The following is a 12,964-nucleotide window of genomic DNA, read 5'->3' on the forward strand; positions in this document are numbered from 1 at the left end:
CCGTTCGGTCGACCACTGAACCGGTTGAGACCAAGGGGTTGACGTGAGACGCCACCAGGAGGAGTGTGTAAGCAGTTGCTTACGCGATGCGGGAGGAGGCGGAGATGCCGATCGCGACCGATCCGCTCAGCCGGATCTTCTTCGCCCTCGCCGACCCGACGCGGCGCGCGATCCTCGACCGGCTCGCCGCCGGATCCGCGACCGTCGGGCACCTCGCCGAGCCGTTCGCCGTCAGCCGCCCCGCCATCTCGCAGCACCTCGGCGTGCTCGAGGACGCCGGCCTCATCGAGCGCACCCGCACCGGCCAGTGGCGCACCTGCGCGCTGCGACCGGAGGGCATGACGGATGCGGAGGCGTGGGTCGCCGAGCACCGCGCCCTCTGGCAGTCGCGGTTCGACCGGCTCGACGACGTGCTGCGCACCCTAGGCGACGGTGCTGCGCCCACCCCCACCGACCCCGCGGGCGCCCCGCCCGCATCCGCCGACGCATCCGGCGCCGGCCAGACCGAGGAGGACCGATGACCGAGAAGCAGTTCACCATCGTCCGCGAGCTCGACGCGCCCCGCGAGACCGTGTGGCGCGCCTGGACCGACCCCGCGATCGCCGCGCAGTGGTGGCACCCGCACGGGCTCGTCACGCCCCGCGACTCCGTGCACGTCGACCTCCGCGAGGGCGGCTCGTACGCGTACACGATGGTCGAGGAGGCCACCGGCGACTCGTGGCCGACCGGCGGCACCTACCTCGAGGTGCGCGAGCCGGAGCGCCTCCGCTTCACGTGGGGGAACCCGGGCGACGCGGAGGGCGAGGCGCCCGTGCTCACCGTCGAACTGCGCGAGCTCGAGGGCGGCCGCACCGAGATGATCTTCCACGTCCTCGGCATCGACGAGGACCGCGCGAGCGAGCAGAGCGTCTTCCAGGGCTGGACCGAGGCCTTCGAGGAGCTCGACGACGCGCTGGTCGCGGCGCGATGACCGTCATCGTCGAGCAGATCGTCTCGGCCGACGGCTTCGCCGCCGCGCCCGACGGCGGCATCGGCTTCATGGGCGTCGCGAACGCGAACGCCAACGACGAGGCGCAGCTGCGGATGCTCGAGGACGTGGACGCGATCGTGCTCGGCCGCACCACCTACGGGATGTTCGCCGACTACTGGCCGCACGCCGACCCGGCCGACGAGCCGGTGGCGCAGCCGATCGCGCGGCTGCCGAAGCTCGTCGTCTCCGCGACGCTGGAGCGCGCCCCGTGGGGCGACGGCGAGATCGAGGTGCTGCGCCCGGATCCGGATGCGGTCGCCGCCGTGCGCGCGCTCGAGGCGCGCTTCCCCACCGTCATCGTGTGGGGCAGCCTCACGCTCACCGACGCGCTGTTCGCGGCCGGCGCCGTCGACCGGCTGCGGCTGCGCGCCGTGCCGGCGCTGCTCGGCGAGGGCCGCCGCATCGCGCCCGAGGCACTCGGCAGCGGCGAGCCCGGCTATCGCGAGCTGCGGCACACGAGCACCGAGGCCCTCGCCTCCGGCCACGTCGTCACCGAATACGCCCTCACCTGACCTCCGCCTCCTGGTTTCAACCGGCTCAGTGGTCCGCCGAGGGGATAGTGCCCTCGGTCGACCACAGAGCCGGTTGAGATCGAAGCGAGCGCGCGTCAGCGGAGCAGCGAGAGCAGCTCGAGGGGCTCGGTGCCGGTGGCCTCGACGATGCGGCCGCTCCGGATGCGCAGCATCGAGAACTCGGCGACGTTCACGCGCCGCCGCGTGGCCGCGATGCCGCGGAACTCCCCCACGTGCGTGCCGCCGCCGCGCAGGTGCGCCGCGATCCGGTCGTCCTCGGCGACGAGCTGGATGCGCTTCCACTGCCAGTCGGGGAACCCGTGGAAGAGCTCGGCGAGGTCGCCGACCCACGCCGCCGCACCGCCCGGCAGGTGCGCCCGCCGCACCCCCGGATCCAGGAAGCCGCGGATGCGCTCGAGGTCGTGGCTGTTGCACGCCTCGAGGTAGTCGGCGTGCCATGCATGCATCTCCCACGGCTCCATCCCTCCATCCTCCCCGCTGGCGCCGGTGCGGACGCCGCCGTCCACAGATCTCGACCAGGAGGGCGAGGCTCCGCCGCGAGGGGGAGGCGAAGTCGAGCCGCCAGGGGGAGGCCGGGCCGGCACCCTCCGCCGTAGCGTCGGAGCATGCTCTCCCTCCACGCGATCTCCCGCTCCTTCGGCGGCCACCGCGCCCTCTCGGACGTCACCTTCGACGTCACCGCCGGCCGCATGACCGGCTTCGTGGGCGCCAACGGCGCCGGCAAGACCACCGCCATGCGCATCATCCTCGGCGTGCTCGCGCCCGACGGCGGCGAGGTGCGCTGGGACGGCCGCCCCATCACCGCCGACGACCGCGCCCAGTTCGGCTACATGCCCGAGGAGCGCGGCCTCTACCCGAAGATGCAGGTCAAGGAGCAGCTCGTCTACCTCGCTCGCCTCCACGGCATGGATGCGCGCACGGCCGCCGCCCGCGCCGACGACCTGCTCGAGCGCCTCGGCCTCGGCGAGCGCGGCGGCGACACCCTCGAGTCGCTGAGCCTCGGCAACCAGCAGCGCGCCCAGATCGCGGCGGCCCTGGTGCACGACCCGACGGCGCTCGTGCTCGACGAGCCCTTCTCGGGCCTCGACCCGATGGCTGTCGAGGTCACCCTCGAGGTGCTGCGCGACGTCGCCCGCTCGGGCGCGCCCGTGCTGTTCTCGAGCCACCAGCTCGACGTGGTCGAGCGGCTCTGCGACGAGCTCGTCATCCTCGCGCACGGCCAGGTGCGGGCCGCGGGCACGCGCCAGGAGCTCCGCGAGCGCCACTCGAGCCCCGAGTGGGTGCTCGAGACCGACGACGCCGGCTTCGTCCGCGGCATCCCCGGGATCGAGGTGCTCGAGTTCGACGGCGGCCACGTGCGCTTCGCCGCCGACGACGCGGCGCACGCCGACCGCGTCCTCCGCGAGGCCATCGAGCGCGGCTCGGTGCGCAGCTTCGCCCCCTCCGTCCGTCCGCTGACCGAGATCTTCCAGGAGGTCGTCCGATGAGCACCGCCGCCCCCGCCCGTCCCGCATCCGCGCCCCGCGGGCGCACCCCGTTCGCGCAGGCCGTCGGCATCGTCGCCCAGCGCGAGGTGATGACGAAGCTCCGCTCGAAGGCCTTCCTCATCTCGACCCTGCTGCTGCTCGCCGCCGTCTTCGCGGGCGTGCTGCTCTCGTCGTACGGGCCGCAGCTGTTCGGCGACTCCGACACGCGCGTCGCCGCGACCGCGCAGACCGCCTCCGCGCTCGAGGGCGTCGAGGGCTACGAGGTGGAGGTGCTCGGCAGCGAGGATGCGGTGCGCGACGCCGTCGAGGCGGGCGACGCGGATGCGGGCGTCGTCCAGGGCGACGGCCCCTCGGGCCTCGTCGTGCTCGGCGACCGCGAGGCGCCCACCGACGTGCTGCAGGCGCTGAGCGTGCAGCCCGAGCTGCAGCTGCTCGACCCGAACGCGCCCGACCCGTTGCTGACCTACTTCATCGGCATCGCGTTCGGCATCGTGTTCTTCTCGTCGGCGATCACGTTCGGCCAGACGATCGCGCAGTCGGTGGTCGAGGAGAAGCAGTCGCGCATCGTCGAGATCATGCTCGCGACCGTGCCGGCGCGGGCGATCCTCGCGGGCAAGGTGCTCGGCAACTCGCTGCTCGCGTTCGGGCAGATCGCGCTCATCGCGGGCGTGGTGCTGCTGGGCGGGGCGGTGACCGGCTCGCAGCTGCTGCTCGACGGGCTCGGCATGCCGATCGTGTGGTTCGTGGCGCTGTTCACGGTGGGCTTCGTGATGCTCGCGGCCCTCTACTCGGCGGCGGCCGCGCTCGTCTCGCGGGCCGAGGACCTCGGCTCCGCGTCGAGCCCGATCATGATGCTGATCATGATCCCGTACATCCTCGTGATCGTCTTCAACAACAACCCGCTGGCCCTGCAGATCATGTCGTACGTGCCGTTCTCGGCGCCGGTGGCCGTGCCGATGCGGGTGTACCTCGGCACGATGGAGTGGTGGGAGCCGCTGCTCTCGCTCGCGATCCTCGTGGCCTCGACCGTCGCGGTCATCCTCTTCGCCGCCCTCGTCTACGAGCGCTCGCTGCTGAAGACCGGCGCGATGGTGAAGTGGCGGGATGCGCTGAAGCGGTAGCGCCGGAGGATTCGGCCGTGAGCGGGGCGCCGGGTGGACTATCCACTCGGCGCCCCGCTCAGCGCTGATTCCTCCGGGCTTGCGGCCGGGCGACCGGAGGAATCGGCTCCCTGCGGCCACATGGACGCATAGTGCGACCATGCGGTCGCTCAGCGCCGATTCCTCCGGACCCACCGCTGGTCGAGGAGCGCGCGCCGCAGGCGCCCGCTTCACGAGACCCCCGCGCGATGCGGTTCTCGTGACGGCTGCGTCCTGCGGACGCGGCCTCCTCGACCAGCGGCGCTCCGGGCGCGCCCACGCAGGTCGCGCTACCGTGGAGCGCATGGGGACCATCTGCAGCAGCGCCGCGATCACCGCGGGCTGCACCGGGATGCCGGCTCGCCGGCTGCGCCGCCGCTGACGGCGCGCTGCTCCCGGACCATCTGAACGCTTCGCAGCTCGCCGCACGTCGATCGCCGGTGCGGCTCGTTCAGGCTGCCCCGGCTCTGCGGACCGGAGCCACCCCATGTCCCGACGGACACGACCCCGTGCGCACCTGCGCGCATCCCGAACCCCTGCCCACGCCATCCCGGCGCGGGCGCCCGGGCGCCACGAGCTCGGCCAGAGCTTCCTCGTCGACCGGCGCGCGATCGCCGACGTCGTCGCGCTCGTCGGCGCCACCCGCGGCCCGATCCTCGAGATCGGCCCGGGCGACGGCGCGCTGACCCTGCCGATCGCCCGCCTCGGCCGGCCGCTGCGCGGGCTCGAGGCCGACGCCCGCCGCGCGGCGCGCCTCGACGCGCGCACGCCGCCCGCGGTGCGCATCGAGCACGCCGACGCGCTCGCGCACCGCTTCGACGCGCGCCCGCACGTCGTCGTCTCGAACCTCCCCTTCCACATCACGACCGCCCTGCTGCGGCGCCTGCTGGCCGCGCCCGGGTGGACGGATGCGGTGCTCATCGCCCAGTGGGAGGTCGCCAGGCGCCGCGCGGGCGTCGGCGGCGGCTCGCAGCTCACGGCGCAGGCGGCGCCGTGGTTCGCGTTCGAGCTCGGCAGGCGCATCCCGCGCTCGGCGTTCCGGCCGATGCCGCAGGTCGACGCGGGGCTGTTCGCCGTGCGGCGCCGGGAGCGGCCACTCGTCGAGGCGGCGGATCGGCGGGCCTACGAGACGCTCGTGGCGCGCTCCTTCTCGGCACCCGGCGCGGGCCTCGCCCGCATCCTGCCCGCGGCCGGCGCACTGCCCGCGCAGGCGGCGAAGCGCTGGCTGCGCGAGCGCGGGCACCCGCCGCATGCGCTGCCGCGCGACCTCTCCCCCGACGACTGGGCGGCGCTGTGGCACCGGCACCGCGAGGTGCGGTGAGCGCTCCGGGCCTCCGCTGGTCGAGGAGCGCGCCGCCGCCTCCCCCGCTGGGCGAGGAGCGCGACGCCGTAGGCGGCACGCGTCTCGAGACCATCGCCGCGGCTCGTCGGGTGGTCTCGAGACGGCAGCGTCCTGCGGGCGCGGCCTCCTCGACCAGCGGAGAGCGGCGCGGCCTCCTCGATCAGCGGGAGGGTGCGGCCTCTCGACCCGCGTGAGCGATGCACTTGCGCACCGCACGGTTGTGTGGTTCATTACTTGAGTAATGAACCCACGGAGCGGGTGCGCACCTGCTCCCGGATGTGCGCACATCCGAACCCCACATCACCCCTAGGAGGCAGCGTGCTCGACGACAGCAAGCCGCTCTTCGTCGCTCTCGCAGAGCAGATCGAGGACGGCATCCTCGACGGCACCTACGCCGAGGACGCCCCGGTCCCGTCGACGAACGAGCTCGCCGCATTCCTCCGCATCAACCCCGCGACGGCGGGCAAGGGCCTCGGCCTGCTCGTCGACGCCGGGGTGCTCGTGAAGAGGAGAGGGATCGGCATGTTCGTCGCCCCCGGCGCCCCCGCGGCGCTCCGCGAGCGCCGCCGCAGCGCGTTCGCAGCCCAGTTCATCGCACCACTGCTCCGCGAGGCAGACCAGCTCGGGATCACCCCCGACGACCTCGCCGGCATGATCAGGAAGGAGGCGGACCGATGACCGCCATCGCCACCACCGGCCTCAGCAAGCACTTCGGCGACGTGCGCGCCGTCGACGACGTCGACATCGCGCTCGCGGAGCTCCGCATCCACGGCCTCCTCGGCCGCAACGGCGCCGGCAAGACCACGCTCATGCAGCTGCTCACCGGGCAGGTGTTCGCCACCCGCGGCACCATGCGGGTGCTCGGCGCCGAACCGGTCGAGAACGCCGACGTGCTCTCGCAGACGTGCTTCATCCAGGAGAGCCAGAAGTACCCCGACACGTTCCGCGCGATCGACGTGCTGCGGATCGCGGCCGGCGCCTACCCGAACTGGGACCAGGAGTACGCCGACCAGCTGGTCGAGGAGTTCCGGCTCCCCGTGAAGCGCACCATCAAGAAGCTCTCGCGCGGCCAGCTCTCGGCCATCGGCATCGTCGTCGGCCTCGCCTCGCGGGCGCCGCTGACGTTCTTCGACGAGCCCTACCTCGGCCTCGACGCCGTCGCCCGTCGCATGTTCTACGACCGCCTGCTCGCCGACTTCGCCGAGCACCCCCGCACCGTCGTGCTCTCGACGCACCACATCGACGAGGTCTCGAACCTCCTCGAGCACGTCGTCATCCTCGACGAGGGGCAGGTGCTGCTCGACGCCGACACCGACGAGCTGCAGGACGCCGCCCTCACCGTGTCGGGCCGCGCCACCGACGTCGACGCGTTCCTCGCCGGCCGCGAGGTGCTCGAGCGCACCGTTCTCGGCACGCTCGCCACCGCGACGGTCCCGGGAGGTCCGGATGCGAAGCGCGCCGCGCTCGACGCCGGCCTCGACGTGAGCCCCGTCTCGCTGCAGGCGCTCTTCGTGCACCTCACCACCGCCAACGCCTCGTCCCGCGCGACCGACGTCGCGACCGTCTGAAGGAGACCGTCATGCGCATCCGCAACGTCGTCCAGCTCCACACCGTCAACCGCATGCAGTTCTTCGGCTGGCCGCTCGTCTTCATGACCCTCTCGCTCGCGCTCGTGCTCGTGATCGGCGGGCTCGTGCTCGGCGTCGGCGGGCCCGACGCCCGCGAGGGCATGCACAACGGCATGCAGTGGAACGGCGCCATCTTCGCCGTGCTCGGCCCGCTCATCGGCTTCGGCTTCACCGCGATGGGGCAGTACTTCCCGCTCGCGCTCGGGCTCGGGCTCACCCGCCGGGAGTTCGCCGTCGGCACCTCGCTCGTGTTCGTCGGCTACGCCGCGTTCTTCGCGACCGTCTTCACGATCGGCAAGGCGATCGAGTCGGCCACCGGCGGCTTCGGCCTCGGCATCCGCTTCTTCGACACCTACTACACGGGCGTCGGCGCGTGGTGGCAGACCGCCATCCAGAGCTTCCTCGTCATCCTCGCGGTGATGCTCGTGGGTGCTGCCATCACGACAGCGTTCCACCGCTGGGGCCAGAGCTTCCTCTGGGCGTTCTGGCTCACGCTCGCGGTGATCGTCGTCGCGATCGCCGGCGGCCTCATCCTGTCGGAGCCGTTCCGCGAGCTCGTCGGCCAGCTCGGCCAGCTCCCGTGGATCGCGTGGATGGGCGTCGTCGCCGGCTTCGGCGCGATCGGCGCCGCGGTCTGGCTCACGCTCGTCCGGCGGGCGCAGGCCCGCTGACCCTCGGCGCGGCCACTCTCGCGACCCGACCTGCACCGAACGGCCCCTCCGGCACCGCTGGAGGGGCCGTCCGGTGCACGTGCGGCGTCGCCGCTCAGCCCTTGGCGGCCTCGTAGCGGTCGAGGGCCTCCTGCCGCTCGGCCGCGTGGTCGAGGATGCGCTCCGGGTAGTCGTGCGCGTAGCCGTCGTCGGCCTTCCACGGCTCGTGCACGCGCTTGCCCTCGAGGTGGCGCAGCTCCGGCACCCAGCGGCGCACGTAGTCGCCCGTCGGATCGAACCTCTGCCCCTGCAGCACGGGGTTGAAGACCCGGAAGTACGGCGACGCATCCGTGCCGGTGCCGGCCGTCCACTGCCAGCCGTGGTTGTTCGAGGCGATGTCGCCGTCCGCGAGCCGGTCGAGGAAGTGCTGCGCCCCGTGCCCCCACCAGACGTGCAGGTCCTTCGTGAGGAAGCTCGCCGCCAGCATCCGCACCCGGTTGTGCATCCAGCCCTCGGCGCGCAGCTGCCGCATGCCCGCGTCGACCATCGGGAACCCCGTGCGGCCCTCCTGCCAGGCCACGAACGACGCCCCCGGCTCGTCGTAGGGGATGCGCGCGAGTGCGTCGGTGAAGTCGTGCCACGCGGAGCGGGGGTGGTGGAAGACGACGTCGGCGTAGAACTCCCTCCACGCCAGCTCGGTCTGGTAGCGCTTCAGCGACCGCTGGGCGGCCTTCGAGCGCTTCGGCGCGACGCGGTCGAGGTCGGCGAGCAGCGTGCGCGGGTGCACGGCGCCGAGCTTCAGCGCGATCGACATGCGCGAGGTGCCGTCGAGGTCGGGGCGGTCGCGGGATGCGTCGTAGTCGTCGATCGGCCCGTCGAGGAACTCGTGCCAGCGCTCGAGCGCCGGCTCCTCGGCCGACCACGCCAGGTTCGCCTCGACCTCCGGCGCATCCGGGATCGCCTCGCCCTCGACGCGGCGCACCCAGCGGTGCTGCGACGGCAGCTCGGCCGGCGCCCGCCAGCCGTGCTCGAGCCAGGCGCGCGAGAACGGCGTGAAGACGCGGAACGGCCCGCCGTCGCCCTTCCGCACGCGACCGGGCGAGACGGCGTAGGGGGTGCCGGTGGCGACGAGCGGCACGTCGAGCGAGCGCTCGACGCGGCGGTCGCGGGCGCGACCGAACGGGGTGGTCTCGCCCGAGACGTGCACGGCCTCCGCCCCCGCCTCGGCGACGAGCGCGGGGATGACCTCCTCCGGCTTCCCGCGGCGCACGACGAGCGCGCCGTCGGTCGCGCGATGGAGCGCCTCGAGGGCGGTGAGCATCGCGGCGGTGCGGGCGTCGCCGGCGCGCTCGAGCGCCGGATCGAGCACGAAGGCCGGCAGCACCTCCCCCGCCTCTGCGGCGGCGACGAGCGCGGGATGGTCGCGCACCCGCAGGTCGCGGCGGAACCAGACGAGCTGCGCGGGCATGCCGCGACGATACGCGCGCCGGCTGGGCGCGCGACCCGCGCGTCCGCCCTCCCGCTCATCCCGCCTCGCGCTCGACACCGATCGGTCGCTCCCGCTCGGGTGCCAGGATGGTGGCGTGCAGCAGCTCCACGACTCCGACCGCCGCGGCTTCGCCTCCGACAACTACTCCGGGGTCCACCCCGCCGTGCTCGAGGCGCTCACGACCGCGAACGGCGGCCACCAGACCGCGTACGGGGCGGACGACTACACCGCGCGCCTCCAGGAGGTCGTGCGCCGGCACTTCGGCGACCAGGCCGAGGCGTTCCCCGTCTTCAACGGCACGGGCGCCAACGTGCTCTCGCTGCAGTCGCTGCTGCCGCGCTGGGGCGGCGTCGTCGCCGCGGCCACCGCGCACATCAACGTCGACGAGGGCGGCGCACCCGAGCGCGTCGGCGGCATGAAGCTGCTCACGGTGCCCACGCCCGACGGCAAGCTCACCCCCGAGCTCATCGACCTGCAGGCGCACGGCTTCGGCGACGAGCACCGCGCCCAGCCGCTCGCCGTCTCGATCACGCAGTCGACCGAGCTCGGCACGCTCTACACGGCCGACGAGATCCGCGCGATCGCCGACCACGCGCACGGCCTCGGCATGCTCGTGCACCTCGACGGCGCGCGCATCTCGAACGCGGCCGTCGCCCTCGGCACCGAGCTGCGCGACTTCACGACGGATGCGGGCGTCGACATCGTCTCGCTCGGCGGCACGAAGAACGGCGCCATGGGCGCGGAGGCCGTGGTGACACTCTCGGAGCGGGCCGGCGAGGGACTCGTCTACCTCCGCAAGCTCAACATGCAGCTCGCGTCGAAGATGCGGTTCATCTCGGCGCAGCTCGTGGCGCTCTACGAGGGCGACCTGTGGCGCGAGAACGCGGCGCACGCGAACGCGATGGCGACGCGCCTGCGCGCGGCGGTCGAGGGCCTCCCCGGCGTCTCGTTCGCCTACCCGACGCAGGCGAACGGCGTCTTCGCGAGCCTGCCCACCGGCGTCGCCGACCGCGTGCGCGAGCGCTTCTTCTTCTACGACTGGGATGCGGCGGGCCGCGAGGTGCGCTGGATGTGCACGTGGGACACGGCCGAGGCCGACGTCGACGCGTTCGCCGCCGCGGTGCGCGAGGCCGTGGAGGCATCCACCGCCTGACACGGCGACATGCGAGGAGGGGCGGACCGGTGGTCCGCCCCTCCTGCTGTGCTCGACCTACTGCTTGGCCTCGCCCTGCACGCGGTCCTTCGCGTGCTGGGCGTCGCTCTGCACGTGGTCCTTGGCGCTCTGCGCGTCGTCCTTCACCTGGGCCGCGGCATCCTTCGCCTCGTCCTGCACGTGCGCGGCGGCCTCCTGCGCGGCGCCCTTGACCGACTCCGCGGCCTCCTTCGCCGGCTCCTTGAGGTGCTCCGCCGCCTCCTTGGCGACGTCCTTCGCCTCGTCGACGATCGGTTGCGCGCTCTCGCGCACCTTCGCCGCCGCCTCCTGCTCCCTGCTGCTGGAGGGGATGAGCGAGGCGACGAGCGCGCCGACGCCGAAGGCGATGAGGCCCATCGCGAGCGGGTTGCCCTTCGCGTACCGCACCGTGCGGTCGGACGCGTCGTGCACGCCCTCGCCGACCCGGCGGCCGGCGTCGCGCACGCCCTCCTTCGCGGAGTGCGCTGCGTGGTGCACCGCGTCGCCGGCATCGCCGACGGCGCCGGAGTCGCGCGGGTCGTCGGAGCCGAACAGCGACTCCTTGACGTCGTGCAGCTTCGACTTCACGCGCGTCGCCTGGCGATCGGCGATGCTGCTCGGCGACACCTTCTCGGCGAGCGCGTCGACATCGCCGCTCACCCGCTCGCGGGTCCGATCGATGTCGGCGCGGATCTCCTCAGGGGTCTGGTCGGTCATCGTCCTGCCTCCTTCGTGTGCAGCGCGTCGGGGATCTGCTTGACGGAATCCACCGTCTCGGGCATGGGCTCGACGCGCCTGAGCTCCTTGCGACCGACGACGAAGAGGATGGCTCCCACCACGATCCAGAGGATCGCGACGATCAGCGCGCCGAGCCCGAGGTTGTCGAGCCCGTCGCCGATCCACCACATGAGTGCCATCGAGATGAAGAGGATGGCGAGGCCGGCCGCGTAGCCGGCGCCGCCGAGCATCCCCGCGCCCTTGCCGGCACGGGTCGCCTCCTGCTTGGCCTCGGCCTTGGCGAGCGCGATCTCCTTGCGCATGAGGGCCGAGATGTCGCGCATGAGGTCGCCGACGATGTCGCCGAGCGACTGACCGGCGGCGCGGCGCTCGGCGTCGTTCGACGCCGCGGCGACCGCCGGGTCCTCGTGCGCGTGGCGCGGCACGTCGGGGCCGGTCACGGGTATCGCTCCCCCCGGACCTCGTCGGAGGCGGGGTCGGAGTGGCCGATGCCGGCCGGGCCGGGCTGCGCGGTGCCGGTGGCGGTGACGCGCGGCGAGCCGGTGCCGGTGGTCGAGCCGGTACCCGTGCCCTGGGGCGAGTGCCCCGTCTGGGCGGGCACGTCGCCGTCGACGATCACGCCGCGCGTGGCACCGCCGTCGCCGCCGGTCGTACCGACGGCCGGCATGCGGCCGCCGAACTCCGGACCGGTCGTGCTGGCCGAGCCGCCGCTCGTGCCGCCGCTGCTCGCGCGGGCCTCGCTGACCATGCCGCGGGCGAGGCGTCCGACGAGCAGGCCGGCGACGCCGGCGATCGCGATGAAGGTGCCCGGGCGTCGGCGCGCGAACGTCTTGACCTCCTCGAGGAGGTCGGCGGGCTCGCGGTTCGAGAGCCAGCTCGCGGCGCCCTCCGCGCGGTCGGCGACCTCGCGGACGATCTGGGCGGCGAGGCCGCTCTCGGGGGCGTTGCCGTCGGCCATGCCGCGGAGGTCGCTGCCGAAGGTGCTCACGCCGTCGGCGAGGCGGCGCTGCTGCGTGCCCGCCTGGTCGCGCACCTCGTGCATGGTCTGGTCGAGCAGCTGGCGCGCCTGCTGCTTCGCCTCGCCGACGACGTGGGCCGCATCCTGCTTCGCGGTGCCCGCGACGCGGCGACCCGCGTCGGTCGCGCTCTCCTTCAGGTTGGCGGCCTCCTCCTTGGCGGTGCCGCCCAAACTGGCGGCCTCCTCCTTGGCGGTGTCCTTCACGCCTCCGGTGGAGCCGGAGCCGCTCGAGCCGGAGCCCGACGAGCCGTAGCCCGCGTTCGCCGAGGTCGTCGAGCCGGTCGCCGAGCCGACGCCCGTGCCGTAGCCGCTCGAGCCCGTCGCCGACGAGCCTGCCGCGGTCGAGGCAGTGCCCGCGCCGCCGATCGGGTCGGCGACCGGGACGCCGGGCGTGCGCCCGCCGCCTGCTCCCGACGAGCCGGCGAGGCCGGTGCCGGAGGTGCTCGAGGTCAGGCTCGAGTCGGTGCCGAGCGCGTCGCTCGCGCTGGCCGCCGTCTCGTCGTACGAGGGGGCCGCGGAGGCCGCCGGCTGGTCGTCGGCCGGGCTGTGCCCGGGCCGGCGGCTCGCCTCGTGGGGCTGGTACGCGTCTGTCATGAGTCGTTCCCATCCTCAGGACGCGGGGGTCCGTCCGCCGCGTCGGGTCGTGCCGTTTGTCCCCCGAACTGTGTACCCCGAACCTGATGGCGGGCGGTGGGTTCGCCGGATGCGTTCACAGGCTCGGAGGAGTAGACGCGCGCGC

General features: G+C 73.6%; 15 protein-coding genes. 10 read left to right on the forward strand and 5 right to left on the reverse strand.

Annotated features, from left to right (window positions below; all coding sequences use genetic code 11):
- Nucleotides 1-104 precede the first annotated feature (104 nt).
- The 3 genes from IEW90_RS13155 to IEW90_RS13165 are packed head-to-tail and all read left to right on the forward strand — an operon-like array spanning nt 105 to nt 1,542.
- Complete coding sequence (locus IEW90_RS13155) at nt 105-521, forward strand: ArsR/SmtB family transcription factor (protein ID WP_188718723.1); 417 nt, start codon at nt 105-107, stop codon at nt 519-521.
- Nucleotides 518-970: an SRPBCC family protein gene (locus IEW90_RS13160; protein ID WP_188718724.1), complete on the forward strand. Its 453-nt coding sequence runs from the start codon at nt 518-520 to the stop codon at nt 968-970. The genes IEW90_RS13155 and IEW90_RS13160 overlap by 4 nt, the downstream gene beginning before the upstream one ends.
- Nucleotides 967-1,542: a dihydrofolate reductase family protein gene (locus IEW90_RS13165; RefSeq protein ID WP_188718725.1), complete on the forward strand. Its 576-nt coding sequence runs from the start codon at nt 967-969 to the stop codon at nt 1,540-1,542. Before IEW90_RS13160 ends, IEW90_RS13165 begins: the two co-directional genes overlap by 4 nt.
- Before the next feature lie 95 nt (nt 1,543-1,637).
- Here IEW90_RS13165 and IEW90_RS13170 read toward each other — a convergent pair whose 3' ends face one another.
- Nucleotides 1,638-2,024 (reverse strand): ester cyclase, encoded by a 387-nt coding sequence (locus IEW90_RS13170; RefSeq protein ID WP_188718726.1) that lies wholly within the window; start codon nt 2,022-2,024, stop codon nt 1,638-1,640.
- Between the two features lie 144 nt (nt 2,025-2,168).
- Here IEW90_RS13170 and IEW90_RS13175 point away from each other — a divergent pair, with 144 nt between their 5' ends.
- The 6 genes from IEW90_RS13175 to IEW90_RS13200 all read left to right on the forward strand — a co-directional run bounded on the left by IEW90_RS13175 (nt 2,169) and on the right by IEW90_RS13200 (nt 7,830).
- Nucleotides 2,169-3,050 (forward strand): ABC transporter ATP-binding protein, encoded by an 882-nt coding sequence (locus tag IEW90_RS13175; protein WP_188718727.1) that lies wholly within the window; start codon nt 2,169-2,171, stop codon nt 3,048-3,050.
- Nucleotides 3,047-4,171 carry an ABC transporter permease gene (locus tag IEW90_RS13180; RefSeq protein WP_188718728.1) on the forward strand — a complete coding sequence of 375 codons (1,125 nt, stop codon included), beginning with the start codon at nt 3,047-3,049 and terminating at the stop codon, nt 4,169-4,171. Before IEW90_RS13175 ends, IEW90_RS13180 begins: the two co-directional genes overlap by 4 nt.
- Before the next feature lie 505 nt (nt 4,172-4,676).
- On the forward strand, nt 4,677-5,510 hold the full coding sequence (erm, locus tag IEW90_RS13185; RefSeq protein WP_229679674.1) for a 23S ribosomal RNA methyltransferase Erm: 834 nt from the start codon (nt 4,677-4,679) through the stop codon (nt 5,508-5,510).
- Nucleotides 5,511-5,849: 339 nt separating this feature from the next.
- Nucleotides 5,850-6,209: a GntR family transcriptional regulator gene (locus tag IEW90_RS13190; RefSeq protein WP_188718729.1), complete on the forward strand. Its 360-nt coding sequence runs from the start codon at nt 5,850-5,852 to the stop codon at nt 6,207-6,209.
- Nucleotides 6,206-7,099: an ABC transporter ATP-binding protein gene (locus IEW90_RS13195; protein ID WP_188718730.1), complete on the forward strand. Its 894-nt coding sequence runs from the start codon at nt 6,206-6,208 to the stop codon at nt 7,097-7,099. Before IEW90_RS13190 ends, IEW90_RS13195 begins: the two co-directional genes overlap by 4 nt.
- 11 nt (nt 7,100-7,110) lie before the next feature.
- Nucleotides 7,111-7,830 (forward strand): hypothetical protein, encoded by a 720-nt coding sequence (locus IEW90_RS13200; protein WP_188718731.1) that lies wholly within the window; start codon nt 7,111-7,113, stop codon nt 7,828-7,830.
- 94 nt (nt 7,831-7,924) lie between these two features.
- On the opposite strand, the gene IEW90_RS13205 is transcribed toward IEW90_RS13200, so the two are convergent.
- Nucleotides 7,925-9,277 carry a cryptochrome/photolyase family protein gene (locus IEW90_RS13205; RefSeq protein ID WP_188718732.1) on the reverse strand — a complete coding sequence of 451 codons (1,353 nt, stop codon included), beginning with the start codon at nt 9,275-9,277 and terminating at the stop codon, nt 7,925-7,927.
- Between the two features lie 115 nt (nt 9,278-9,392).
- Here IEW90_RS13205 and IEW90_RS13210 point away from each other — a divergent pair, with 115 nt between their 5' ends.
- Nucleotides 9,393-10,451, forward strand: a complete 1,059-nt coding sequence (locus IEW90_RS13210) for a threonine aldolase family protein (protein WP_229679675.1) — start codon at nt 9,393-9,395, stop codon at nt 10,449-10,451.
- A 57-nt stretch (nt 10,452-10,508) separates the two neighbouring features.
- Here IEW90_RS13210 and IEW90_RS13215 read toward each other — a convergent pair whose 3' ends face one another.
- From IEW90_RS13215 to IEW90_RS13225, 3 genes are read right to left on the reverse strand one after another with little or no spacing between them, the layout of a single operon-like run.
- Nucleotides 10,509-11,186 (reverse strand): DUF3618 domain-containing protein, encoded by a 678-nt coding sequence (locus IEW90_RS13215; protein WP_188718734.1) that lies wholly within the window; start codon nt 11,184-11,186, stop codon nt 10,509-10,511.
- Entirely contained in the window at nt 11,183-11,647 is a 465-nt protein-coding gene (locus tag IEW90_RS13220) for a phage holin family protein (protein WP_308421882.1), read from the reverse strand. The genes IEW90_RS13215 and IEW90_RS13220 overlap by 4 nt, the downstream gene beginning before the upstream one ends.
- Complete coding sequence (locus IEW90_RS13225) at nt 11,644-12,819, reverse strand: ATP synthase subunit B family protein (protein ID WP_188718735.1); 1,176 nt, start codon at nt 12,817-12,819, stop codon at nt 11,644-11,646. Before IEW90_RS13225 ends, IEW90_RS13220 begins: the two co-directional genes overlap by 4 nt.
- Nucleotides 12,820-12,964: the final 145 nt, after the last annotated feature.

Source organism: Agrococcus terreus (assembly GCF_014645235.1).
Lineage (GTDB): Bacteria > Actinomycetota > Actinomycetes > Actinomycetales > Microbacteriaceae > Agrococcus > Agrococcus terreus.